At 37.1% G+C, this 25,738-nt stretch carries 19 protein-coding genes; all 19 read left to right on the top strand.

Features of this window, described 5'->3' with window-relative positions; translation table 11 throughout:
* Positions 1 to 279: 279 nt before the first annotated feature.
* The 19 genes from JJN12_RS08560 to JJN12_RS08475 all read left to right on the top strand — a co-directional run bounded on the left by JJN12_RS08560 (position 280) and on the right by JJN12_RS08475 (position 25,731).
* A complete protein-coding gene (locus JJN12_RS08560) occupies positions 280 to 1,719 on the top strand; it encodes an ATP-binding protein (RefSeq protein WP_208429288.1) in 1,440 nt (479 codons plus the stop codon).
* 41 nt (positions 1,720 to 1,760) lie between these two features.
* The gene (locus JJN12_RS08555; protein WP_208429287.1) at positions 1,761 to 2,063 is read left to right on the top strand and encodes a type II toxin-antitoxin system HicB family antitoxin; all 303 of its coding nucleotides are present in this window, start codon (positions 1,761 to 1,763) and stop codon (positions 2,061 to 2,063) included.
* A 686-nt stretch (positions 2,064 to 2,749) separates the two neighbouring features.
* Positions 2,750 to 3,871, top strand: coding sequence for a GntR family transcriptional regulator (locus JJN12_RS08550; protein WP_208429286.1), 1,122 nt, complete (start codon positions 2,750 to 2,752; stop codon positions 3,869 to 3,871).
* A gap of 12 nt (positions 3,872 to 3,883) precedes the next feature.
* Positions 3,884 to 4,282 carry a hypothetical protein gene (locus tag JJN12_RS14770; protein WP_456298505.1) on the top strand — a complete coding sequence of 133 codons (399 nt, stop codon included), beginning with the start codon at positions 3,884 to 3,886 and terminating at the stop codon, positions 4,280 to 4,282.
* A gap of 5 nt (positions 4,283 to 4,287) precedes the next feature.
* The gene (locus tag JJN12_RS14765; protein ID WP_456298504.1) at positions 4,288 to 5,325 is read left to right on the top strand and encodes an L-arabinose isomerase family protein; all 1,038 of its coding nucleotides are present in this window, start codon (positions 4,288 to 4,290) and stop codon (positions 5,323 to 5,325) included.
* A 10-nt stretch (positions 5,326 to 5,335) separates the two neighbouring features.
* Positions 5,336 to 6,031, top strand: coding sequence for an L-ribulose-5-phosphate 4-epimerase (locus JJN12_RS08540; protein WP_208429285.1), 696 nt, complete (start codon positions 5,336 to 5,338; stop codon positions 6,029 to 6,031).
* A 14-nt stretch (positions 6,032 to 6,045) separates the two neighbouring features.
* Positions 6,046 to 7,647 carry a xylulokinase gene (locus JJN12_RS08535; protein WP_208429284.1) on the top strand — a complete coding sequence of 534 codons (1,602 nt, stop codon included), beginning with the start codon at positions 6,046 to 6,048 and terminating at the stop codon, positions 7,645 to 7,647.
* Positions 7,648 to 7,892: 245 nt separating this feature from the next.
* On the top strand, positions 7,893 to 8,546 hold the full coding sequence (fsa, locus tag JJN12_RS08530) for a fructose-6-phosphate aldolase (protein ID WP_208429283.1): 654 nt from the start codon (positions 7,893 to 7,895) through the stop codon (positions 8,544 to 8,546).
* Positions 8,547 to 8,726: 180 nt separating this feature from the next.
* Entirely contained in the window at positions 8,727 to 10,691 is a 1,965-nt protein-coding gene (gene htpG / locus JJN12_RS08525) for a molecular chaperone HtpG (RefSeq protein WP_208429282.1), read from the top strand.
* A 445-nt stretch (positions 10,692 to 11,136) separates the two neighbouring features.
* Complete coding sequence (locus JJN12_RS08520; protein WP_208429281.1) at positions 11,137 to 11,412, top strand: type II toxin-antitoxin system HicB family antitoxin; 276 nt, start codon at positions 11,137 to 11,139, stop codon at positions 11,410 to 11,412.
* Positions 11,393 to 11,677: a type II toxin-antitoxin system RelE family toxin gene (locus JJN12_RS08515; RefSeq protein ID WP_208429280.1), complete on the top strand. Its 285-nt coding sequence runs from the start codon at positions 11,393 to 11,395 to the stop codon at positions 11,675 to 11,677. The genes JJN12_RS08520 and JJN12_RS08515 overlap by 20 nt, the downstream gene beginning before the upstream one ends.
* Positions 11,678 to 12,126: 449 nt before the next feature.
* The gene (locus JJN12_RS08510) at positions 12,127 to 14,961 is read left to right on the top strand and encodes a WG repeat-containing protein (RefSeq protein ID WP_208429279.1); all 2,835 of its coding nucleotides are present in this window, start codon (positions 12,127 to 12,129) and stop codon (positions 14,959 to 14,961) included.
* 82 nt (positions 14,962 to 15,043) lie between these two features.
* Positions 15,044 to 16,273 carry a hypothetical protein gene (locus JJN12_RS08505; protein ID WP_208429278.1) on the top strand — a complete coding sequence of 410 codons (1,230 nt, stop codon included), beginning with the start codon at positions 15,044 to 15,046 and terminating at the stop codon, positions 16,271 to 16,273.
* A gap of 53 nt (positions 16,274 to 16,326) precedes the next feature.
* Complete coding sequence (locus tag JJN12_RS08500) at positions 16,327 to 18,747, top strand: carboxypeptidase-like regulatory domain-containing protein (protein WP_208429277.1); 2,421 nt, start codon at positions 16,327 to 16,329, stop codon at positions 18,745 to 18,747.
* 64 nt (positions 18,748 to 18,811) lie between these two features.
* On the top strand, positions 18,812 to 19,534 hold the full coding sequence (locus tag JJN12_RS08495) for a hypothetical protein (protein WP_208429276.1): 723 nt from the start codon (positions 18,812 to 18,814) through the stop codon (positions 19,532 to 19,534).
* Between the two features lie 155 nt (positions 19,535 to 19,689).
* Positions 19,690 to 20,409: a hypothetical protein gene (locus tag JJN12_RS08490; protein WP_208429275.1), complete on the top strand. Its 720-nt coding sequence runs from the start codon at positions 19,690 to 19,692 to the stop codon at positions 20,407 to 20,409.
* A gap of 119 nt (positions 20,410 to 20,528) precedes the next feature.
* The gene (locus tag JJN12_RS08485) at positions 20,529 to 21,353 is read left to right on the top strand and encodes a hypothetical protein (RefSeq protein WP_208429274.1); all 825 of its coding nucleotides are present in this window, start codon (positions 20,529 to 20,531) and stop codon (positions 21,351 to 21,353) included.
* Positions 21,354 to 21,780: 427 nt separating this feature from the next.
* Complete coding sequence (locus JJN12_RS08480) at positions 21,781 to 24,705, top strand: S8 family serine peptidase (RefSeq protein ID WP_208429273.1); 2,925 nt, start codon at positions 21,781 to 21,783, stop codon at positions 24,703 to 24,705.
* A gap of 111 nt (positions 24,706 to 24,816) precedes the next feature.
* Positions 24,817 to 25,731 carry an alpha/beta fold hydrolase gene (locus tag JJN12_RS08475; protein WP_208429272.1) on the top strand — a complete coding sequence of 305 codons (915 nt, stop codon included), beginning with the start codon at positions 24,817 to 24,819 and terminating at the stop codon, positions 25,729 to 25,731.
* The last annotated feature ends 7 nt before the right edge of the window (positions 25,732 to 25,738 follow it).

The following is a 25,738-nucleotide window of genomic DNA, read 5'->3' as shown; positions in this document are numbered from 1 at the left end:
TGGAACTTACTTTTTCAAATAACAAAAATTAATTTACAGCTACAAAAATGAAGATGCAGAAAGCGGAGATAATTACTTTGTGGATATTTATCATTTTAAGGGCTGCTTTGACAAAAGCAAGATAAAGGTAAACCCTGATGAGGTAACGGATTACAGATTTGTAGATTAGGATCACCATTAGTTTGAAGTGATTTTGAAGTGAGTTTGAAGTGATTTTGAAGTTGACTTTGAAGTGACTTTGAAGTATTATTGAAGTAGTTCAAATAAAGAGGTGACGTTATGTATTTAGATGAGATAATTGGCGATGTGAAGCTTGAAAGTGACAAGTTTGAGAGCAAGGCAATCCTAAATAGAGAGGATGTTATCGGCTGGCTTAAAAGTATTGCAGGATTTGCCAATGCATCCGGAGGAGATTTTTATATTGGAGTGGAGGATAAGACCAATAAGTTGATTGGTTTTGATAGGAAGGGCGCAGATAATGAAAGGAACTACTTCAACAATCAGGTTAATGAACATTTGACACCAAGACCACAAATGAAAATATCCTTCATAGGATATAAAGTAAATGGTAAAGAACGCTTTATAATTAAGATAGCGATTGATGAATCGGCAGCTAAGCCTGTAATATTAAAATATAAAAATATCCCTTCTATTTTTATACGGCGTGACGGATTTACAAACGGTGCAACCTATGAAGAAATAATCGAAATGAGCGTTAAAAGTAAGAAAACCCAGTATGATATATTGGTTTCTGATATAAAATATGAATCAGATAAATTCTTGGATCTTCATAGGTTTTATAAAGAACATAATAAAGGTAAAGTACTAAAAGAAAAGGCGTTACAGTCACTTGGCTTTGTAAATGAGGAAGGGTACCTATTAAATGGTGCAGTCTTATTTATGGATAATTATGATGGTAAGAAAACAGAAGTACAGTGCTCAGTTTTCTCAGGATTTAATAAGGGAAGTGACAGGGTTATTACAATTAACAGGTTTAATGGCAATATTACCTCGACCATTGATTATATCATTGAATTTGTGACCATGAGAATGAATCATAGTATGGTAAAGCTTGATAATACCCATATAAATATAGATGCATTTCCTTTAAGAGCTTTGTTTGAAGGTGTTATAAATGCGGTTGCCCATAGGGACTACTATTTGGATGGCACTCAAATACAGGTTGATATGTTTAAGGATCGTTTGGAATTATCTTCTCCAGGTGGATTTTATAGGGGTGAGAAGCTGGGGAAAACTTATGATTTATCAGGAATTATTTCAAAAAGAAGAAACGAGTTGATTTGTGGAGTATTGGTAGCTTGCAATGTAATGGAGGCAGCAGGCACGGGTTTTGATAAGATTGTGGAGGAGTATGCATCAGCAGATGAAAAACATAAACCATATATTTACTCAAGATCGGATCATTTTACTCTAGTTCTTCCTGATTTGACTTATGATAGAGGTATTGAAAATGATGTTGTGGAAGGTTTGAACTTTGTACCCGTACCTGAAGGAACTGACCTAGATGAAAAGGTACTAAATTTTTGTTATCTTAATGCACATAAGGTATCCGAGATAGCTGAATACTTGGGAGTAAGTGATTCAACCTATTTTAGAAAGAGAGTTCTAGGCAATCTTGAAAAGCACGGCTACCTTATGAAGAGCAAAGTTTCAAGGGCAGCATACTATAAAACGAACCCTGATATGGTTAGCGTTTAGTGAAGGTTTTTCTGCCTCAAAGCCGGCAGAATGGAGGTATTATGAGAGTTAGTTATTATGCAGTTTTTAATTATGACGAATATGACAAAAGCGAAGAAAAATACGGAATATCAATTACATTCCCTGATATTCCGGAGGCAAATACTTGTGCAAGGAACTACGCTGAGGGAGCCAATATGGCACTGGATATACTGCAGCTTTGTCTGATTGATAGTGAAATAGAAGCATATCCCAAGCCGTCTTCTATAGAAAATATTAGGTTAGGCAAAAATGAGAAAGCTGTTCTTATACAATATGATACGGATAAAATTGATATTTCAAAGTTTAAATTTTTTAATGAATAAAGCAACTTAAATAATAAAGAAGTTTACGATAGCATTAGTCATACAGTTATTTTCCATTTCGTTATTTTTTAGCAAATCAATAATAAATAAAATGTACTATTGGAAAGGAGGCAGTCCCTCCTTTTTTGCTATCGCCAATTATAATTATACACTAACCGAAACTACCAATATCAAAAGATGATGTAAACGACTGGATAGCCCTTGACAAGTTGTTATAGGAGTAATAAAAATAAGAAGTAAGCTCTGGATTAAGAGAGACAAGTGGGAACTATCAGCATATTTTATAAAATACAACTTCAAAGTTGTATTTAAAATCTCAACTATTTAAGATGGAATATATGGATTAAACTAAGGCTTATTTTGTAAACTAATGCATATTTTATGAGAATTATGATAGGCGAAGCTGTGGCAATCCTGTACCATAGCGTGCCAAATACTTTTGCCCCTCATGTAAACTTATAATAAGTGAACATAGGCTATAGTGGGCTTTAAACCTGTGGATAAAGTGAGGAAAATGTTGAAAAAATCACTGGAATAGGATATATTCATTTATATAGATAATGCTCATTTGATTATTTTAAAAAGTCTATTTAAATACAACTTTTATACTTTTAAAATTAAATTCCCTTGCTTTACTTAGTAGACAATATTATTATGAAAATAAAGAAATAAAGAGGTGGTTCATTATGTCAAATGTTTTGGATAAGTCCGGAAATGACAGCCTAAAGTATCGTAAACTCTACAACTGGGCGCATACCCTTATTCTTAGCGGAGTGATAAAGGATGGGGAGAAGTTCCCATCGGAGCACGTGCTTGCGAAGAAATTTGGCTATTCAAGACAGACAGTAAGGAATGCGCTAAAGCAGCTTGAACAAGAAGGACTAATTACAAGAGTAAGAGGAAGCGGCACCTTTGTTTCTTACAAAAATGCAGAAAGTGACAAGGAAAAGAAGCATATAGGACTTATTCTTAGCTACTTTTCAGATTATCTCTTCCCGCAAGTGTATGAGGGAATCAGGTCGGTTCTTGAGGAGAAAGGCTATTTCATAGATGTGGCGGTTACCAAAAACAGACTTAATGATGAGGCTATATACTTAGAAGGATTTTTAAAAGCAGGGGTATCGGGGCTTATAATAGAAGGTACCAAGTCAAGCTTTCCAAATCCTAATATAAGACTTTATAAGGAAATAGTGAAAAAGAAAATACCAACAATATTCATACATAACCACTACTCAAATCAGAACTTTAGCAGTATAGAGATGTCGGATGCGGAGGCGGGCTATGAGCTGACCAAACACCTTATAAAGAACGGACATAAGAGGATAGGAGGGATGTTCAAGTATGACGACATCCAGGGTCAGGAGAGGTATAAAGGTTTTATAGGGTGTCTTTCGGACTATGGGGTCAAGTTTGATGATGACTATATCAGATGGTACTCAACTAAGGATATGGCGGAGAAACAAAGAGACAAAATATTTGCAAAAACATTTAGAAAAGCAAAAGATTGTACAGCTATGATAATGTACAATGATGAGATAGCCTACTCTTATCTGGATTTCTTAAAAGATAAGGGGGTATTAGTACCAAGGGACTTATCAATGGTTTCGTTTGATGATGCCAGGCTTGTAGAAAATGAAAGCCTTAAGATTTACTCTGCTGTGCACCCAAAGGCTGAGCTAGGGATGACTGCGGCAAAGAAGTTGATAAAAATGTTGACAGACAGCCATTGGCAGAATAAAAATTACTCCCACAGATTTCCCGTCGTACTTAACGATGGTAATTCTGTAAGGGACATAATAGAAAAATAACAGGAGGGAATAATGATGGAAAAGTTATATTTTGTTGTAGGTTCACAGGATTTATACGGTGATGAGTGCCTTAAGCAGGTGGCAGATGACAGCAAAGAAATGGCTGAATTCTTAAATGAAAAGCTAAAAGGGATAGTAGAGGTAGAACTGCTTCCTACAGTTGAGACTTCAGAGATTTGTATAAATAATCTCCGCAAGGTGTCAAATGATGATGACTGTGTAGGTGTAATCACCTGGATGCATACATTTTCACCTGCGAAAATGTGGATAAAAGGCTTGCAGGAGCTTAGAAAGCCTCTTCTCCACCTTCATACTCAGGCAAATGAAAAGCTTCCTTATGACAGTATAGATATGGACTTTATGAATCTCAATCAGGCTGCACACGGCGATAGAGAGTATGCCTCATTTTAGCAAGAATGGGAATCACACACGAGGTTGCAGCGGGATTTTACAAGCATTCAAATGTAATTGCTAAGATTAAACGTTTTGCAGAGGTATCTAAGGCTATAGCATTTTCAAGGAAACTTAAAGTCGCTTCCTTTGGTAACAATATGAGAGAAGTTGCTGTTACTGACGGCGATAGGGTAGAGAGCCAGATTAAATACGGCTGGGAGTGTAATTATTACGCAATTGGTGATATAGTAGATATAGCAGCTAAGGTGTCAAAAGAAGAAATCGATGCTAAGATGAAGGAATATGCTGACAAATACACTATGGCTACCACAAACACAGAGGCTGTAAGTGAGCAGGCAAAGTATGAGGTAGCTATTGAGAAGTTTTTAGAAAAGAATAAAATTGGAGCCTTTGCAGATACCTTCCAGGATTTACACGGGCTTAAGCAGCTTCCGGGACTTGCTGTACAGAACCTTATGACAAAGGGTGTTGGCTTTGGTCCGGAGGGAGACTACAAGATATCAGCCATGTCAGCTATACTTATGAAGATGGCTGAGGGTAGGGAAGGCGCTACAGGCTTTATTGAGGACTACACCTATGACCTTACAGAGGGAGAGGAGCTTGAGCTTGCTTCTCATATGCTTGAGGTTCCACCAGCATTTGCAGCCACCAAGCCTGAGATACAGGTTCATCCACTTGGAATAGGCGGGAAGGATGATCCTGCAAGACTTGTATTTGATGGTGTTACTGGAGATGGAATTCAGGTAACAATGGTGGATATGGGAGATAGATTTAGAATTATATGTGCAGATATAGAACTTGTAAAACAGCCTAAGCCAATGCCTAAGCTTCCTGTGGCAAGGATTATGTACCGACACAAACCTAATTTTAACATCGGAACTTCAGCCTGGTGCTATGCAGGAGGTGCTCATCACTCGGTGGTATCTACAGCGCTTACAAGGGATGATATAGCTATGTTTGCAAGGCTTACAGGCACAGAACTTATTACAATTGGTGATGACACCACAGAAGCTGATTTACAGAAGTTCTTTATGAAATAAGGAGGCCGTTATGCTAAACGAGCTTAAACAAAGAGTTTACGAAGCCAATATGCTTTTACCAAAATATGGTCTGGTTACCTTTACCTGGGGTAATGTATCTGGCATAGACAGGGAGAAGGGACTTGTGGTTATAAAACCAAGCGGAGTGGAATATGATAAACTAAGACCTGAGGATATGGTTGTAGTTGGCCTCGATGGAGGCAGGGTGGAAGGAGAGCTCAACCCTTCCTCTGACACCAAAACCCACATTGAACTCTACAAGGCTTTTCCAAATATAGGTGGAATAGTGCATACTCATTCTCCTTATGCAGTAGGCTTTGCGCAGGCAGGCGAGGACATACCTTGCATGGGTACCACCCAGTGCGACTATTTCTATGGGAATATACCTTGCATAAGGCATCTTACCAAGGAGGAGATAGATGAGGATTATGAGAAGAATACCGGTCTTGTGATAGTAAAGGCCTTTAATGAAAAGAATATCAATCCTGACTATGTTCCTGCCTGCATCTGTAAGAGCCACGGCCCATTTTCCTGGGGAAAGACACCTTTTGACGCTGTGCATAACGCGGTAGTTATGGAGGAGGTAGCCAAGATGGATATCTTTGCTAAGATAGTAAATCCTAAGGCGGAAAATGCTCCTGCTCATTACCTTGAGAAGCATTTTACAAGAAAACATGGACCAAATGCGTACTATGGGCAGAAGTAAGAAATGGAGAGAATATGGGAAATGAAGCGATTTGCAGTGAGAAGTCTAGGCTTATAAAACAAGGGAGGACATCCCTTGGTATAGAGTTTGGCTCAACCAGGATAAAGGCTGTACTTGTTGATTTTAGCGGAGAGGTTCTGGGTGTTGGTGTCTATGACTGGGAGAACTCTCTTAAGGATGGGATATGGACTTACCCTTTAGAAGAAATCCACGCAGGGCTTAAAAAGTGCTATACTTCTCTAAGAAAAAATGTAGAAGAAAAGTATGGAGTTACCCTGAAAAAAATAGGCTCAATGGGCATAAGTGCCATGATGCATGGACTTATGGCATTTGATAAAGAGGGAATGCTGCTTACACCTTTTAAGACTTGGAGAAATAGCGATACAGAGGATGCTGCGGATGAACTGACCAGGATTTTTAACTTTAATATACCTCTTAGATGGACTATAGCCCACATTTATCAGGCAGTTCTTGATAAGAAGGACTATGTGAAAGAGCTTGAATTTGCTGTAACATTAGCTGGATACATACATTTTAAGCTCACTGGAGAAAGAGTTATAGGTGTAGGAGATGCGGCCGGTATTTTTCCTATTGAAAATGGGAATTATAATGAAAAGATGATTAAAGACTTTGAAAAGCTGGTTCTGGATAAGGGTTACCACGTAAAGCTTATGGAGCTCTTTCCTAAGGTGCTCTCAGCAGGAGATAATGCAGGTAGTTTGACATCTGAGGGAGCAGCATTTCTTGATGAAAGCGGAAACCTGGAGGCAGGAGTACCTCTTTGTCCGCCTGAGGGAGATGCAGGAACGGGAATGGTGGCTACCAACTCGGTAGCTGTAGGTACAGGAAATGTATCTGCAGGCACATCCATTTTTGCCATGCTTGTGCTTGAAAAGGGCTTATCAAAGCTTTACAGAGAGATAGATATGGTGACTACACCAGACGGGTACCCTGTAGCTATGGCACATGCTAATAACTGTACCTCAGACTTAAATGCCTGGGTGAATATATTCAAGGAATTTGCAGAGCTTTTTGGAATAAAGGCAGATATGGGTGAGCTGTATGGCAAATTATATAATGCTTCCTTAAGCGGAGATAAGGACTGTGGGGGACTTCTTTCTTATGGCTATTATTCGGGGGAGGGTATAGTCCACCTGAATGAGGGCAGGCCATTGTTTGCAAGAATGCCTGAGAGTAAGTTTAACCTTGCAAACTTTATGAGATCTCATCTATATGCTTCACTTGGAGCGGTTAAGATTGGGCTTGATATTCTCCTTAAGGATGAAAAGGTTAAGGTGACTAAGATTATGGGGCATGGTGGGCTCTTTAAGACACCTCTGGTTGCACAAAGCTACCTTGCAGCAGCAGTAAATGCTCCTGTTACGGTTATGGATACTGCAGGAGAGGGAGGCCCTTGGGGAATGGCTGTACTTGCGTCTTACCTCATAAATAAGGATAACATGAGCCTTTCTGAGTATCTGGAAAAGATAATATTTAAGGATGCGAAAGGAACTACCATAGAGCCTGATGTTAGAGATGCAGCAGGACTTGAGGCTTATATGGAGAGGTACAAGGCAGGGTTAGAGGTAGAGAAAAGGGCTGTGGAAGTGTTATAAGGATAAATATGAGTCTGTGGCAGGGTGGTTGCATTTGTCACAGGCTCTTGAAATATTGAAAAATCATAAAAATCAGGTGTAAAAGTTATTGAAAAGTCATGAAATTTTGCCTCAAAGGTTATTGAAAAGTCACAAATTCTATGCAATAATGATACTATAAAGTCATGGATAGGCCTTACTCAGTAGCATAAACTCATTTACCCCATGGTAAATGTAAGTTAAAAATATCAAACGGAGGGTATACTATGAAGATTTTTGTGGACACAGCCAATGTAGAGGACATAAGGAAAGCAAATGACATGGGGGTTATTTGCGGAGTTACTACCAATCCTTCTCTTATCGCAAAAGAAGGGAGGGACTTTAGGGAGGTAATTAAAGAGATTGCTTCCATTGTAGACGGACCAATCAGTGGAGAGGTTAAGGCTACAACCACCGATGCGGAAGGCATGATAAAAGAAGGCAGAGAGATAGCTGCTATTCATAAGAACATGGTTGTAAAGATTCCTATGACTGTAGATGGTCTTAAGGCTGTTAAGGTACTTGCTACTGAAGGGATAAAGACCAATGTAACCTTAGTATTTAGCGTAAATCAGGCTATACTTGCAGCCAATGCAGGTGCAACCTATGTGTCACCTTTTGTTGGAAGACTGGATGACATCAATCAGCCGGGTATTGACCTTATCCGCCAGATAGCAGAAGTATTTAGTATATATGGATATGAAACAGAGATAATAGCAGCATCCATCCGCAATCCAATCCATGTTACAGACTGTGCTCTTGCAGGAGCGGACATTGCAACCATACCATATAAGGTAATTGAAGGTATGACAAAGCATCCTCTTACAGACCAGGGGATAGCAAAGTTCCAGGCAGACTATAAGGCTGTATTTGGTGAATAATTGACGAAAAATGAAGGAAATATATTTTGTTAGCACTCAATTAAAAAGAGTGCTAACAAAACCTTGACAAAGCTTTAAATCAGTATTATTATATTAATCGAGCAGTTAATAGCTGTTCGATTTTTAGCTTTTAAACGACTAAATATCAAAAATACAAATAAATATACGAGGTGATATACTATGGGAAATATTGAAAAAGGTTCATTATCAATTACTTCGGAAAATATATTTCCGATTATCAAAAAATGGCTCTACTCCGACCACGATATCTTTTTAAGAGAGTTGGTGTCAAATGCCTGTGATGCTATAACCAAGCTTAAAAAGTTGGATGGAATAGGGGAGTGGAAGGCTCCTGAGGACAATAAATATAGAGTGGATGTAATCACAGACAGCGAAGCAAAGACCATAACTGTCATTGATAACGGTATCGGTATGACTGCTGACGAGGTGAAGAAGTACATCAACCAGATAGCATTTTCAGGTGCTCAGAGCTTCCTTGAGCAGTATAAGGACAAGACAAGTGAGGAGCAGATTATAGGGCACTTTGGACTTGGTTTCTACTCAGCATTTATGGTAGCAAGAAGAGTTACTATAGATACTCTTTCATATAAAGAGGGAGAAAAGCCTGTACACTGGGTATCAGACGAGGGCATAGACTTCACTATGGAAGATGGCGACAGGACGGAGCGTGGTACCAAGATTACACTTTACTTAAATGATGACTGTTACGAATTTGCCAATGAATACAGGGTTAAGGAAATCTTAGAGAAGTACTGTTCTTTTATGCCTGTTGAAATCTACTACACCAATGCAAATGCGCTTAAGGCTGAAAAGACTGAGGTGGTGGATGGCAAGGAGGCAGAGAAGAAGGAAGAGGCTCCAAAGCCAATCAATGATATTCATCCGATTTGGGCTAAGCATCCTAACGAAGTAAGTGAAGAGGACTATAAGGAGTTCTATAGAAAGGTATTTAGAGACTATAAAGAACCGCTTTTCTGGATTCACCTGAATATGGACTATCCTTTCAACCTCAAAGGTATCCTCTACTTCCCTAAGATAAACAACGAGTACGAGGCAGCAGAGGGAACCATTAAGCTCTACAACAACCAGGTATTTATAGCAGATAACATTAAGGAGGTCATCCCTGAGTTTCTGCTTCTCTTAAAGGGTGTAATTGACTGCCCTGACCTGCCTCTGAATGTATCTAGAAGTGCATTGCAGAATGATGGATTTGTTAAGAAGATATCAGACTACATAACCAAGAAGGTGGCTGAGAAGCTTTCAGGGCTTTGCAAGACAGACAGGGAAAATTATGAGAAATACTGGGATGATATCAGTCCTTTCATCAAGTACGGCTGCTTAAAGGATGATAAGTTTGAGGAGAAGATGAAGGAATTCATCCTCTTTAAGGACTTAAACGACAAGTATGTAACCTTTGATGACTATGTAAAGACTATAGAGCCTGAAAAGGTCGAGGAAGAAAAGACTGAAGAGGAACAGAAAGAAGACGGTGCAGAGACTGAGCCGGAGAAGCCTAAGAAGATAATCTACTATGTGACAGATGTGCGTGAGCAGAGCCAGTACATCAACATGTTCAGGGAAAATGGATTAAATGCCGTTATACTTGAACACAGGATAGACCAGCCTTTTATCAATGCTCTTGAGATGAAGAATGATGACCTTAAGTTTGAGCGTATCGACTCCAAGGTAAATGCTTCTGCAAAGAATGAGCTTCCTGAGGAAGAGGTAAAGGCTATGACAGAGAGCCTTTCGGAGCTATTTAAGAAGGCGCTTGATAAGGAGAAGCTTGAGGTTAAGGTTGAAAGCCTTAAGAATGAGAATGTTTCTTCTATGATAACCGTATCAGAAGAAGTACGCAGGATGCAGGATATGATGAAGCAGTATGGTATGGGGGCTATGGGAGATTCTCCTTTTGAGATGGGAGAGGTTCTTGTGCTTAACAGCAACAATGTGCTGGTTAAGTATCTTCTTGACCATAAGGAGGAAGCTGATAATGATAAGGTAAAGCTCTTCTGTGAACAGCTTTACGACCTTGCAGTTATAGCGAACCGCCAGCTTTCCCCTGAGGCTATGACTAAGTTTATAGCAAGGAGTAATGAGGTGCTTAAGCTTTTGGCTGAATAAAATATCTTAAAATAATCATGGCAGTTGATGGGTTATGTTTGTTAATGTGATAGAGGTATATCTCAGTAATGTGGCATAATCTCAGAAGCTGCCATTTTTATTATGAGAAAGTAGAAAAGGAATTATAATAAGGTTAACAGCTTTTATCTATTGATATATGTAGAAGTTGAGTATAAAGATGTGGGTGTCAAAAGTATTTGACACCCATTGATACAGGATTGCTACAGCTGCGCTGTAGCAATCCTTGCAAAAATATTCGTAATCCGCTCATTTTTTTGCAAAAAAAATGGCTACTTACTCATATTTTTTGCGTGTCAAAAGATAATAAATTCTCTTGCAAGCAAGCTTGCATCGAATTTTTATACTTTTGACACTTGTATCACATAAAAAATAAATTGACATAGTGTGTGTAGTGTGTATAATAGGGATATAAGGAGATGATGCTATGAATACAATTAGAAAAAATATCACTTTGCCTGTTACAGCTTATGAAACTATAAATGATTATGCTAAAAAATGCGGCATGTCTTTTTCTGAATTTTTAAGAGATACTGCCTTAAAGGCAATTGCTAAAAGCGAGGATTTGAGCCTATTAGAGTATATCAATGCAAATTGTGCATATGTGGATAAAAACGAACAGGAAGAAATTGAGGCTTTGAATATTGACTTTGATGATTTAAGTGGAAAGGAACTTAACTTAGATGAACTTTTACAAGATTAAGTATTCAAAGTCTGCTGAAAAATTCATCAAGAAAAACAAGGTGATAGGTCTTAGGTTTTTTAAAGCGTTTGAAGAAATGGCGCAGGATAATGGGAATGTTAAATCCTATGATGTGAAGAAGTTCTATTCAAAGACCTACGACGATATCTTCAGACTGCGAATAGGTGGCTACAGGGCTATTTTTCGTATTATAGGGAACGAACTCCTTGTATATGTCTTTGACATAGGTACAAGGGGTGATATCTACAAGAAGCTGGATGTATGATGAATTGAGGAGAAAGCCTATGAATAAAAAGTTAAAATTATAAGCTAGATTCCCGAGATATACACAAAGCTTTTTTAAAATAGTGAAATGTAACACTATTCACATAATGTTGCATTTAAGTTGAAAAACTACAATTTTGGTGTGACAGTACATATATATTGATAAAAACCTTGAAATTTCTTTATATTTGTGATAGAATTTATAGAATAAATTCTTGTGAGGGGATTGACAGGGGAAATGAGAAAGAGTAACATTATTACAGACAGACAGACAGACAGACAGACAGACAGACAGACAGACAGACAGGGGTAATTTAATCATATCTCTGCTTTGTTTTAGTGCGTTAAAAAAATTAAATAAAGATGAACCATGTAAGTTAAGGATTGCTTGAGGAATAATTCTCAGGCAGTCCTTTTGATTTTTAAAAAAATTAAAGGAGAGATTAAACTATGAAACCAAGAATTAAGAAACAAGTCTTTTCACTTGTACTGGCACTAAGCCTCTCGTTTGGAATGACAGAACAGACTGCAAAGCATACACTTGCAGCGACCAAAGGAACAGACAAGCTTTACTCAGCAAAGACAGATAAAATTGACATTTACAAGAAGAACAAGAGTCCAAATGCCAGAAACTACAAGGCGGATTGGAACGAGAAAATCTTCTACACTCTTGAAGATATCAATACTAAGAGCAGTAAAGATGGTCAGATAAAGAAGTACAAGCTTGTAAGAAAAGAGCAGATAAATAAGAAAAATGGCAACCGTATAGAGTATGAAGTATATAAGCACCCAAAGACCGGAAAGATGCACAAAATAACCTCTATAGAGCATAGGAAAAATGACCTTGAGATAACAGATTATTACTATGATGATAAGGGAAAGCCAAACTTTGTATATCAGAGAAAAGACAGCATATATACACCTGTATATGCAAGCTTTGAGTTTACGGGAGACAGATATTTCTTTAATAATGACAGCCTGATTAAGTGGCGTTTTGTAAAGAAGGCAAATGATGTAGAAGAGATCAGCCTTAAGACTGATAAAAATAGAAAAGATGTAAAGCAGTATAGCTATTTGGATATAAATAAGAAAAAGCAGAAGGCTTATGATAAAAAAGAAGTAAGGATGTTGAATGCAGCCTACAACACCTACAATGCCATGCTTAAAAAGTCTAAAAAAAGCATAGTAAAGGGCTATATAGTAGATTCAAAGAGAAATCCTGTGGCAAATGCTACAGTAGAGTTTTTGCACTCAGATAAAGTAATAGGTACAGTAAAGACCAATGCAAACGGCTATTATACTACAGGAGTACTTCCTGTAAAAGACGGCTACACTATAAGGGTATCAGCAGACGGCTATCAGACTACAGAGGGAGCAAAGGCGGTTATAGACAAGAGCGGAGCAGTTATCTGGATAGATGTGATAAGCCTGGTGGCAGTTTCAGAAGCAAGCCATAAGGTAAGCATAAATGTATATGACGGAGAAACTATAAAATATGTTAAGAAAAAGGCAGTAAAGACAGCTCTTTCAGGCGCAGAGGTTATAGCAAGAAAGGGACTTAACAATAAGACAGGAGAGCAGGTAACTACAGGTACTACAGATGCAGATGGAAACCTTGTAATAGAGCTTGTAAGCGGAGTATACACTCTTGAAATAAGGCTTAACGGCTATGCAGTGGGGTATAAGACTGTAGTAGTGGATGAGGATAAGAATGTGTCGGCAGCTTTAACAAAGCCTGTAAAAGACAAGGAGATGAAGGTAGTGCTTTCCTGGGACGGAGAGCAGGATCTTGACTCTTATCTCTTTACACCATACAAGGCAAAGAAGGGTAACATGGCTTATATAGGCGGAAATGCTAAGAAGGATAAGCATGGCAACAGCCTCTACCTTGATGGTAAGAATGGAAATAATGTAGAGATAATAAACATAGCTAATATAAAGAAAGGTAATTATAAGTATTATGTATCGGACTATACCAATAGTATTACAAAGAATTATTCAGCTAAGGATATGGCAGGACTGAATATAAGAGTGGAAGTCTATGATAAGAACGGTCTTGTAGCTGTGTATATTATTCCTTACAATCCAAATGGAGTAATCTGGGAAGTATTTGAGATTAAGAACGGCAAGGTTGTACCTCTTCAGAATACCTATAAGAATGTTAAAGGAAAGAAGTGGTGGATAGAGAAGAAGGAAGTAGGGAAAAAGAAGAAAGAAATAGGGGAAAAGAAGGATGAGATAGAGAAAAAGGAGGAAGAGACAGAGAAAAAGGAGACACAGCTAGGGGAAAATAAGTTGTATAAGACAGGGGATGTGGTTATACCGTTAAAGTATGATTGGGCTGGATCTTTCAGCGAAGGACTTGCTGTAGTGGGAATAGAAGGAAAGTGGGGCTTTATAGATAAGTCAGGAAATGAGGTAGTGCCTTTAAAGTATGGCTATGCAGATGAGTTTAGTGAGGGACTTGCATGTGTGAGTTTAACTAATAAGTATAAAAAAGATAAGTATGGCTTTATAGATAAGTCAGGAAATGAGGTAGTACCATTAAAGTATGATTGGGCTGGATCTTTCAGCGAAGGACTTGCAATGGTGAAGTTAGATGGAAGATGGAGCTTTATAGATAAGTTGGGAAATGAGATATTGCAATTATCGAATGGTGATGGAGAGAACTTCAGTGAGGGACTTGCAATGGTAGGAAGCAGAGGCATAGTTTCCTTTGGGTATTATTTTGATCAGTATGGCTTTGTAGATAGATTAGGAAATGAGGTAGTGCCGTTAGAGTATAGTTCTGCAAGCTCTTTCAGGGAAGGACTTGCGCGTGTGAGCAATTTCGGTAGTCATGGATTCATAGATAAGTCAGGAAATAAGGTGGTGCCACTAAAGTATGATTCTGCTGGGTCTTTCAGCGAAGGACTTGCACCAGTGAAATTAGATGGCAGATGGGGGTTTATAGATATGTCAGGCAATGAAGTGGTGCCATTAAAGTATGATGATGTATGGTCTTTCAGCGAAGGATTTGCACCAGTTAAGTTAAACGACAGATGGGGATTTATAGATAGGTCAGGAAATGAGGTATTGCAGCAATTAGAGTACGATGAGGTATTGCCTTTCAGTGAAGGATTTGCAAGAGTGAGATTAACTGATAAGTATAACGAGGATAAGTATGGCTTTATAGATAAATCGGGAAAGTTGGCAGTACCATTAAAGTATGATTGGGCTGGATCTTTCAGCGAAGGACTTGCAGCAGTTAGCTTAAATGACAAGTGGGGATTTATAAGCAGGTAGTTTAGTATATGGCTTCTAGCTCTACAAGGGGGTTGGAAGCCAAAAAATAATCTTTTAAATTTTGAGATTGGAGAGGAAAGGCATGGGAAATTATCAAGATAAGAATAAAATAGGTGGTAAAATAAATTCTAAAATAGATAATCAGGACTCATTTGCAAGTGTAATTTCTGTTGAGCAGCTAAATGAGTCGGATATTTTTGGATTTGGATGTAAAATCGATGATTTCTGCATAAAGTGCGAGGGTGATGAAGATGTAGAAATTTTCAATAATGAAGATCATATATACATCCAAGTCAAGAGTAGTCAAATTCGAAAAGGAGATTTTGTTAAAATATTAGATAGATTTATAGAAATAGATAGTGATGAGAAAGCAACAAAAAACTATTTTGTTATTGCTACTTTTGAGAAAATAGTTATAGATAATAAAGATATAATAGAACAATTTGATGATTACTATAAAGTATTTATTAATGAGTATGAAACAAATGATAAAAAAAAGCGTGTTCGTAATGAGCTTATTGAACGATTTGGTTTGCAGAAATATAGCGTTATGATAGATAGAATTAGGTTTAAATATAGACCGTTATTTAGGGATGCAAAGGATACTGTAGCAATTTTTTCAAAAACATTGAGATTATATTATAAGTGTCGTGGAATTAGTGAAGACACTATCAATGAATTATTCGCATCACTAAATGCTCTGCTCGGTGTTGCAAGAAGGGAGAGGGGAAGCGTATCAAGAGGAGAATTAGAGAAAATAATAAATAAAGAATTAAGTCATTTTACACCATTTTCTAAGCTGAGTTTACAAATGGGCTATAAAAAAATAGAAAATGGATATATAAAAGATGAAGAAGCTAATTCTAAAATCACAAGTATAAGCCGCGGATTTAGAAAAGCAAAACAAAAATTGTTTGCAGGCTGGAGAAAAGCATATTTTAAGGAATTCCTGTTAAGCTTTTTTATAGGAGCTAAAAGCTGTCCACAATGTGGACACCCTATGATGGCCAATATTAATGGACTTAAAGGAATTGCTTGCCCTGATTGTGGCTTTACCCCATATGTTACTATGCTTGCTTTTTGTGAATGTGGTTATTTTGAAACGATAAAAAATCAACCTGAAATTGATGATGAAGCTCATATTCGATATATTAGAGATTATTTTAATGGCAAAGAAGATAACTTATGCCCAAAATGTGGAAGGTACTTATATGATGATAATTTTGAAGATAGAGTATTTTATGCACCAATACCATATCCATATAGTAAACTTATGTCTGATGATGAGATGTATAAAGACAGTTTATACTAAAATAGAAAATCCACTTTTTTATTACAAATTCTAAAAAAGGAGAAACTAAACCTATGAAAATTATCCCAAAACCTCTAACCTGCCTAGCCCTCTTCCTTACCACAGCCGCCTTCCTGCAAGGCTGTGGAGGCAAATCAGAGCAGGTGGAAAATAGCACAGGCAGCAATTCTAAAATTGAGAGCGTTGCCCAAACCTCAACACAAACCCTAGCTGTTACTTCCACTTCATCCATAACTCCTGCAGAACCTGAAGTAAAAGAGCCGGCTTACAAGCTCTACCCTGTTCTCATAGGTGAGATAGACATCTACGAAGAAAAGGTAAAGCCTGCCAAAAGAAATTTCAAGGCAAAATGGGATGAAAAGATATTCTACGGTCTTGAAAATATAAAAGGCAGGAAAAAGAGCGGTAAGATTAAGAATTATGAAGTCTTTAGAAAAACTTTGATAAACAAGAAAAATAAAAACCACATTGAGTACGAGATTTACAAGAATCCTAAGACAGGAAAGGTAAATAAAATCGTATCCATAGAATATAGGAAAAAGGACCTTGAAATTACTGATTATTACTATACTGACGAAGGTAAGGTGAATTTCATCTATCAGCGGAAAGACAGTATCTATACTCCAACCTACGCTTCACTTGATAAGACAGGCAGCAGATATTATTTTGATAAAGACTGCCTGCTTAAATGGAGATGGGTGGATAAGCCGCTCGATGTAAGGGAAAGAGTCTTAAAGAAGGATAAGAATGATGGGGCAAATATACAGTATCTTTACAAAAAATCCAAGAAAAAAGACAGGAAGAACTACGATAAAAGAGAAATAAAGATGCTGAATGCCGCCTACAATACTTATGAAGCCATGCTTAAAGAAAATGAGTATGGCGGAATTACAGGAAATGTAGTAAATACAAAGGGCAAGGCTCTTAAAGAGGTAAAGATAGAAATATATTTTGGAGCAGACCTTATAGGAGAGATAAAGACCGATAAGAAAGGAAGGTTTGAAACAGGCATTACTCCCAATAGTGAGGGCTACAAGCTTAAAATAACTAAAGAAGGCTTTGCAGATACAGAAGTCGAAAATGTAACAGTAAAAGATACCGACAGCATAGTCCTTATAGACAAGATTATGTTAGTTAAGGCAGGAGAAGGAAAGAAAAAGCTTAAATTCAATGTATTTAACGCAGAAGCCACTAAGTATAATAATCAAAAAGCAGTTAAGAAATACATAGATAAAGTAAAAATCAAAGTAAGAAAAGGTACAGACAACAAAGACGGTGAAATAATTGCAGAGAGTAAGAGTGACAGTAAAGGCAATATAAATCTGAGTCTTGAAAATGGCATTTACACCATAGAATTTGCTAAAAAAGGCTTTGTAAAATCTTATCAGACTATAGCTGTAGAAAAGAAATCTGCTATGAATATCCCTCTTGTAAAGAATATGAAGGAAAACCAGCTGAAGATAGTGCTTACCTGGGAGGGCGATAAGGACATGGACTCCAGTCTTTTTACACCATATCAGGGTAAAGGCGGTGACATGGCTTATGTAGGAGCAGGAACAAAGAAGGATAAGCACGGCAACCGTCTTGTAAATGACGGAAAGAAAGGAAATACAGTAGAAGTAATAACTATAGACAACGCAAAAGCAGGAAATTATAAGTATTATGTATCTGACTACACAAATAGCAGGAAGAAGAAATTTTCATCAAAGGACATGAAAAACATGAAACTGAAAGTTGTAGTATATGATGAAAACGGAGTCGCAGCCTACTATACCTTGCCTTATGATGTAAATGGTGTAATCTGGGAAGTCTTTGAGATTAAAAACGGCAAGCTGATTCCACTCCAGAAGACCTATTCAAATGTAACAGGTAAGAAATGGTGGACTAAGGACAAGACACCGGTGCCTAAGAATCTGAAAGCACATTTGGAGTACGAGAAGATACTTAGGGGGATAATGGCAGATCCTGATATAGCATTCGGTAAATTTGTAGATGGTATGGTTGAATATGATAGTAATGGTAATCCTTATGACTATTTTGATGAACGTAGATTTGCATATCATGATTTTGATGGCGATGGAGTGGATGAACTTATCTGTTTCGCAGCACGCGGTGATGCTGAATTTGGTGGGGTACAGAAGCATTTGATTTACAGCTATAGAAATGGTAAGGTTAGTAAAATATTTGTTAGTCCGGTAATGTACCCACGAGGTGGGGAAGGTGTGGGGTATGACTTTTATTTGCCATACTTGTGGCATGATGATTTTACTGGAGTAAAATATTTCAAAATAACCAATGGAAGAGCAGTTGAAGTGGAGAGCTTTGCTAATTCATCATCTTACCCTATAACACCTGAGCAAAAAAAATATCGCTCCAGCTATGTAACTGATGCTATATTTATAACTGAAGCCAATATAAGTAAATATAGAAATACTTATAATAGTACAGCTTTTAGAAAAGAAGATCATTACTAAACATAATCAAATCTTTAAATAGGTGACAGGCACAGTCAATTGAAAAAATAAAGGAGAAAAAATAATGTTAAACACAATAAAAACAAAAATCTTTGCAGCAATCTTATCCGCAGCCTTACTTATATCAGGAATATCCACTATCCCGGTATATGCAAAAGGACTGAGTAAAGCAGTGAAGAAAGAGTATACGAAGATATTAAAGAAACATATTCTAACGGGAAAAGCACGGGAAGACGATCCGTCTATATATTATTTTCTGATTACAGATGTCAATAATGACGGTAAAAAAGATTTGCTATTATTGAGAAGATGGAGTCTTCTGGTACCTGGTCAGACAGAGGTTTATATTAATAAAAATAACAGGATATCAAAAGCAAAGATTTATTATGTTGATCGATACACAAATAAATATAAAACTAGAACTGAAGATTATATGGATCTGGTTGGATTCGGTATTAAAGTCTTTAAAAACTATATTATGGGAACATTTGCGAGAACATATGAGCAGGCATATGATGATAAATCAGATGTAGAGGAAGCATATGATATTTATAAATCTGATGGAAAAGGGAATATTAAAAGGGTATATTACGGAAATAAATCAGGGATAGCTGATAATGATTTTAAATTTGTAAAAATACATTACGAGGGATATGAAAAGGTTCAAAATGGTAAAATTAAAAAGATCTCAAAAAAAGAGTTTAATAACTTTGCCTCCAAATTTAAAGAGGTAAAGGAGAAATGGCAGTTTCTATCAGAAGAAACTATAAAGAAATATGTAAAGTAACTAAGGATTTTTAATAAAATGATGTGGGTGTCAAAAGTTAATAAATTCTCCCCAAAGCAAGCTGCCTCGAATTTTCATACTTTTGACAGCTGTATCATAAAATCTTTAAATAGGTAACAGGAACAATCAATTGAAAAAAATAAAGGAGCAAATTTATGTTAAACACAATAAAAACAAAAATCTTTGCAGCAATCTTATCCACAGCCATACTTATATCCGGAATATCTACTATCCCGGTATATGCAAAAGGACTGAGTAATGCAGTGAAGAAAGAGTATACGAAGGTATTAAAGAAGTATATTCTAAAAGAGAAGGAAGGTGCACCGATTGTAACCTATCAATTTATGATTACAGATGTCAATAATGACAGCAAAAAAGATTTGTTTTTATGGAAAAGATGGAGTGCTGAGGTACCTGGTGAGATAGAGGTTTATGTTAATAAAAATAACAGGATATCAAAAGCAAAGATTTATTATTTTGATTCAGATACAAATAAATATAAAACTATGGATAATAATGCTATGGATATGTTTGGATCTGGTATTAAAGTCTTTAAAAACTATATTATGGGAACATTTGGGAGAACATATCAGCAGGCATATGATGATAAATCATATGCAGAGGAAGCATATGATATTTATAAATCTGATGGAAAAGGGAATATTAAAAGGGTATATTCCGGAGATAAATTAGGGATAGCTGATAATAATCTTAAATTTGTAAGAATAGATCAAGAGGAATATGAAAAGGTTCAGAATGGTAGAATTAAAAAGATTTCAAAAAAAGAGTTTAATAACTTTGCCTCCAAATTTAAAGAGGTAAAGGAGAAATGGCAGGAACTATCAGAAGAAACTATAAAGAAATATGTAAAGTAACTAAGAATTTTTAATAAAATGATGTGGGTGTCAAAAGTTAATAAATTCTCCCCAAAGCAAGCTGCCCCGAATTTTCATACTTTTGACACCTGTATCATAAAATATCAGGAGAAAAGAAAATGAACAAAGAATTTAAAGGAATAGCTGTTATATTTATGTGTATTGCATTTATCTTATCTTTGAGCCTGGTTTCAGAAAAAGTAAGTGCAAATACGCAGAAAATGAAAATAGGACATAAAGTAGAGATAGGAAACTATGTATACAAATTTACTGATGTAAAAGATGATAATCAGGATAATGTAGATGATTATACATATGAAGCAACTATAGCACAGTATTCTAAGGTTACAAAGAAAACAATCAATTTAGTAAAAAAAGCTACATCAGTTAACATTGTAACCAATGGAAGAGCATTATATTATTCAAAAAATAAAGCAGATAAAAGTGTTATATACAAGATGGATCTTAGAACTAAGAAAATATCTAAGATAATATCAGTTAGTGGAAATAATTATTCGATATTTGGTGGAACAGATAACTACCTGTATTTCGGGCGTTATGCGGGTGGAGGTATTGTTATGGCTTATGAAAATGTATTTATATACAATATGAAAACAAAAAAGCTGGAGAGAAGATTTGATTATCTGGTAGGATATTTTCAGCTTAAAGACAAAAGGATATTGATAAATGAGGCACATTCTGATGCAGATAACTATATTTTAGAACTTACAACAGAATCAGGAAAAAGGATATTTCAAACGGATGCAATTTATGGATTTTTAGCAAACGGAAAGTTATACTACATGCAGACATTTTATAAGAATGGAAACGAGACCTTAAAGTGTTATCAATGTGATTTAAACGGAAAAAATAGAAAAAGGATAAAAGAGAAGACTTTTAATGAATATCAGGAAAAGTATTGGAATATATCTAATATCTTATAATTAAGATAGGAGAAAATAGTAATATGATACAGTGATTGGATTACGTTGGCTTTTGCGCAATTATAATATCCCGATGTTTATTGTTACCTTAAAAACGGTTATAATCGGTATAAGAGCAAAATAATAAATCCAATATCCAAGACTTATGAAAAAAGCCTTAATTTATCAACATCACTATCATACTGAAGAAGAGCTTTATGTTACCGTTGAGGAATTTGGTTGGATTATTTACAAACAATGGAGGCTTATAGATATTAGCTTATCTATAAGTCTTTTGTTGACTTATCAGAGAAGGATTTATGCTGGATAATCCTGTTAATCTTGCATAAACATCACTTTTTTTTACTGAGAAATTAAATTATAGACAAAAAATGCCGATAATGTTATTATGGTTGCGTAATATATACAAAAATAAAGGAGAAAACCTATGAGGAAATTTAAGACAGCATTGGCGATTACTTTATGTGCAGGACTTTGTGTTAGCTCTGTGACTGGAGTTTCTGCTAAGACAATGGCTGATCCATTACTTGACAAGAAGAATCCTGACTACCAGTATCAGTTTGATGAAGTCAACGTAATGAAAGCATGGAAGCTATTAAAAGAAAAAGGTTATTCAAAGGTTAAGGTCGGCGTTATAGACACAGGCGTAGATACTCACCACGAAGACCTCAAGAAGAACTTAAAAGAATATGTTCGTGTTACTAAAGGCGTAGAAAAGAAGGCTGTAGATGATGCAGATATGCACGGAACCCACGTGTCAGGAATAATTGCAGCCACCTATGGCAATGGCAAGGGTGGAGCAGGTGTAGCTACAGGCTATGACAATGACATGGTTGAGCTCTATGTTGCAAGTGTACAGGATGACGATGGTCAGATAAATGATGTAGACCTTATAAGGGCTATAGAGTATATGAAGGAAAAGGGCGTTAAGGTAGTAAACATGAGCCTTGGCGGCTACAGCTATGATGACAACGTTCACAAGGCATTGAGGGCAGCCTATGATGCGGGTATGGTATTTATAGCTGCATCAGGAAATGAAGATACCAATAAGGACAGCTCACCTGCTGTATTTACCGAGGTTTTATCTGTCAATTCATCTGACTACTACAATGAGCCTTCATATTTTTCAAACTATGGTATGTATTCAGATATATCTGCACCAGGCTCGGCAGTGCCTAGTACAATCCCTGGCAACAGATATGTACCATTTTCAGGGACATCAATGGCTTCACCTGTGGTAGCTGGAGTGGCTTCACTTGTGCTCTCTGCTAACAAGGACCTTACTCCAAGACAGGTATACAACATACTTTGTGGTACTGCCAACAGGTCTAAGATGGGAAGCAAATTCTTTGATGACAAAGAGTACGGCTATGGTATTGTAGACGCTTATGCAGCAGTAAAGGCAGCATACGAGATGAAGGAGCATCCTTCAGATAAGGTAGATGGTATCTTTGTAAAGAGCAAGACTCTTACAGTGCCAAAGGGCTATGAGGTAGCTGTGGAAACACTGATATTACCTTATACAAGTACAGCTGATATCACCTGGTCAAGCAGTGATGAAAAAGTGGCTACAGTTGACAAGGATGGCTATGTCAAGGGCTTAGCTGCTGGCCACACGACAGTGACTGCAAAAGCAGGAGACAAGGAAGTAAATGTATCGGTTAATGTTGCAGAAGATACAGCTCCTACCAGCATAGAAATCTTAAAGGCAAAGAAGGTTATCTCTGTAGGTGAAATGGCAGTTACTACTGTTAAGATAACCCCAGAGGATGCATTCGTTACCGAGTACTACGCAACAAGCAGTGACAAGAATGTAGCAGTAGCTTATTCAAACTTAGGCGTAAGAGGAATTAAGCCTGGTAAGGCAACTATTACATTAAGCACAGTGAATGGACTTGAAGAAAAGTACGAGGTTACTGTTAAGCCTGCCGTTTCTGATATCAAGATAACCAAGAAGACAGCTAAGCTTCAGGTAGGCAAGAAGTTCAAGTTTGCTGCCGAAGCGATAAATTCATCAGGCAAGACGGATGTGGCTGAAAAAGGCGTAGAATGGACAGTTACAGATTCAAGATATGCAAAGATTGACAAGAAGACAGGTGAGCTTACAGCCAAGAAGGCAGGTAAAGTCTTTGTTAAGGTCACATCTAAGGGACTTATAGAAGACGGAACTCACAATATGGTCAAGATACTTAAGGTAGACCTTACCGGTAAGGCAAAAGAGATGCCTAAAAAGCCTGCTGATAAAGCATTGAAGAAGTCTAAAAACACAGTTAAGGCAAGCCATATAGTAAGTTCTGAAGCTATGCTCAAGTCAAAGGCAAGTGATTTGATTGATACAGTTTATGCTGACTTTGCTTCAAACCGCACAAAGTATACCCCTGAGGTTTTAGATGCTGTGGTAAAGGTTAAGAAAGAGGCACTTAAGTACATCTTAGATGCAAAATATGATACAGAGCTATTTACTGGCGGTGCTGATGAGGAAACAGAGGAAGATTCACAAGTACCTACAGGCAAGCTCGCAGACTACGCTAACCAGCTTAAGGCACTTTCCGGCTACGACATACTTAAGACAGGACCTAAGTACAACTTTGCTAAGCTTAAAGATGATGTTTACAATACTGTCAAAGAGGCTTATAAGTCTGTAGACAAGAAGGGACTTAATGAATATTATGCTCAGATTGTAGATGCAGCATACTCTAAGGCTTTGGCGGATATTAAGAAGGCTAAGAATGTTATTGAGCTCTCTATTGCGGAAGGCAAAGCCGCTGATGCTCCTGCGCCAAATGACCTTGAGATAAAGGGCATAAGAAATATCAAAGACTATGATGCAGTGTACACAAACAACGACATCAAGGCCATGAAAAAGATACTTAAGAGACAGCTTGATTCTTATGTAAATGGTGCGCTTAAGAAGGCGGGCTATAAGAAAGACCTAAAAGGACTTAAAAAGGATCTTAAGGCCTACAAGAAAGACATTGACAATACCCTCTATGTAGGAGAGATGTTCACAAAGACAGAAAATTATATCAAAAAGATGGTTAAGAAAACAGGTGTTCTGTACGAAAAAGTATCTATAGGAGATATGAATAAGGCTAACGCAGAGATTGATAAAGTTATGTCAGGATTTGATATAAAGAATTACTCCACAAAGGGCTGGGACAAGGTAAAAGCTGCTTATGACGATGCAAGCGATACCTTAAACAGTGCCTGGTACAAGGGTGAGCTTTATAAATTAGGTGACAGGCTTAAGGCAAAGATTAGCAAAGTAAAGACTCTTAAAGAAGAGAAGGCTGCTAAGGCAGCCAAGGCTTCTAAAAAGAGTAATGCACCTGCTAAAAAGACAGGTAAATAAACTTAGCTAATCGGGAATAAAGAGTTTTAACATATGTGGCATATTGTAAAGGCCGGTGGCTGACCTTTGCAATATGCTTATGGTGGTTTATGGGATGGATTGGAGAAGGTGATGAATAAAGAGACATTTAACTTTGATTCGGCTGATGGGAAGCACAAGATTGCAGCCTATATTTATACTGATGAATTAGTTAAGCCTAAGGCTGTGATAGAGCTTTCACATGGCATGTGTGAATATATCGAGCGCTATGAGTGGGTCGCAGACTTCTTTACAGCCAGAGGCTATATATTTGCAGGCAATGACCATTTGGGACATGGTGGTTCATCAAAGCCTTGTGAATACGGTGACTTTGATGAGGAGCATATCGAGCTTGACCTTAAAAAAATGAATGATATCTTAAGGGAAAGATATCCTCTGCTTCCAATCATACTATATGGACATAGTATGGGGAGCTTTTTTGCGAGGTGGTATGCATCAAGGTATCCGGATACTATAGACGGACTGATTTTAAGCGGTACTGCAGGGCCATCGCTTAAGAACAACGCAGGAAGGCTGCTTGCTGCATTTTTAGCCAGAACCCATAAGGAAGGCTATGTTTCTGATTTGCTCATTAAGCTTAGTTTTGGTAAGTTTATAGATGGAATTCCTGATGCCAAGACACCTTGTGACTGGATTACACACGATAGGGAGCTTATAGATAAATACACTAAGGACCCTAAATGTAATTTTAATTTTACTGCAAAAGGATATCATTCCCTTCTTACTGCCCTTACGGTGGTAAGTAGAAAGGAATGGGCAAGGAGCCTGCCAAAGGATATGCCTATCCTTCTTATATCGGGGAAGGAAGACCCTGTAGGCAACTATGGTAAAGGTGTAAGAAAGGTTACTGAAATGTTAAGAAATGCCGATATTAAGGATGTGACCGAATATATCGACCCTACAGGAAGGCATGAATTGCACAATGAAGTAAACAGGGCAGATATTATGAAAGTAGTTGCTAAATGGCTTGATGAAAGATTTAGTTGATTTTGGG

This window comes from Catonella massiliensis (genome assembly GCF_016651435.1).
Classification (GTDB): Bacteria; Bacillota; Clostridia; order Lachnospirales; family Lachnospiraceae; genus Catonella; species Catonella massiliensis.
This window is presented reverse-complemented; position numbering and strand designations above follow the sequence as displayed.

Excerpts from the sequence above, each read along its gene's own strand:
- JJN12_RS08560 (WP_208429288.1), top strand. The coding sequence starts at position 280 with ATGTATTTAGATGAGATAATTGGCGATGTGAAGCTTGAAAGTGACAAG.
- JJN12_RS08555 (WP_208429287.1), top strand. The coding sequence starts at position 1,761 with ATGAGAGTTAGTTATTATGCAGTTTTTAATTATGACGAATATGACAAA.
- JJN12_RS08550 (WP_208429286.1), top strand. The coding sequence starts at position 2,750 with ATGTCAAATGTTTTGGATAAGTCCGGAAATGACAGCCTAAAGTATCGT.
- JJN12_RS14770 (WP_456298505.1), top strand. The coding sequence starts at position 3,884 with ATGATGGAAAAGTTATATTTTGTTGTAGGTTCACAGGATTTATACGGT.
- JJN12_RS14765 (WP_456298504.1), top strand. The coding sequence starts at position 4,288 with ATGGGAATCACACACGAGGTTGCAGCGGGATTTTACAAGCATTCAAAT.
- JJN12_RS08540 (WP_208429285.1), top strand. The coding sequence starts at position 5,336 with ATGCTAAACGAGCTTAAACAAAGAGTTTACGAAGCCAATATGCTTTTA.
- JJN12_RS08535 (WP_208429284.1), top strand. The coding sequence starts at position 6,046 with ATGGGAAATGAAGCGATTTGCAGTGAGAAGTCTAGGCTTATAAAACAA.
- fsa (WP_208429283.1), top strand. The coding sequence starts at position 7,893 with ATGAAGATTTTTGTGGACACAGCCAATGTAGAGGACATAAGGAAAGCA.
- htpG (WP_208429282.1), top strand. The coding sequence starts at position 8,727 with ATGGGAAATATTGAAAAAGGTTCATTATCAATTACTTCGGAAAATATA.
- JJN12_RS08520 (WP_208429281.1), top strand. The coding sequence starts at position 11,137 with ATGAATACAATTAGAAAAAATATCACTTTGCCTGTTACAGCTTATGAA.
- JJN12_RS08515 (WP_208429280.1), top strand. The coding sequence starts at position 11,393 with ATGAACTTTTACAAGATTAAGTATTCAAAGTCTGCTGAAAAATTCATC.
- JJN12_RS08510 (WP_208429279.1), top strand. The coding sequence starts at position 12,127 with ATGAAACCAAGAATTAAGAAACAAGTCTTTTCACTTGTACTGGCACTA.
- JJN12_RS08505 (WP_208429278.1), top strand. The coding sequence starts at position 15,044 with ATGGGAAATTATCAAGATAAGAATAAAATAGGTGGTAAAATAAATTCT.
- JJN12_RS08500 (WP_208429277.1), top strand. The coding sequence starts at position 16,327 with ATGAAAATTATCCCAAAACCTCTAACCTGCCTAGCCCTCTTCCTTACC.
- JJN12_RS08495 (WP_208429276.1), top strand. The coding sequence starts at position 18,812 with ATGTTAAACACAATAAAAACAAAAATCTTTGCAGCAATCTTATCCGCA.
- JJN12_RS08490 (WP_208429275.1), top strand. The coding sequence starts at position 19,690 with ATGTTAAACACAATAAAAACAAAAATCTTTGCAGCAATCTTATCCACA.
- JJN12_RS08485 (WP_208429274.1), top strand. The coding sequence starts at position 20,529 with ATGAACAAAGAATTTAAAGGAATAGCTGTTATATTTATGTGTATTGCA.
- JJN12_RS08480 (WP_208429273.1), top strand. The coding sequence starts at position 21,781 with ATGAGGAAATTTAAGACAGCATTGGCGATTACTTTATGTGCAGGACTT.
- JJN12_RS08475 (WP_208429272.1), top strand. The coding sequence starts at position 24,817 with ATGAATAAAGAGACATTTAACTTTGATTCGGCTGATGGGAAGCACAAG.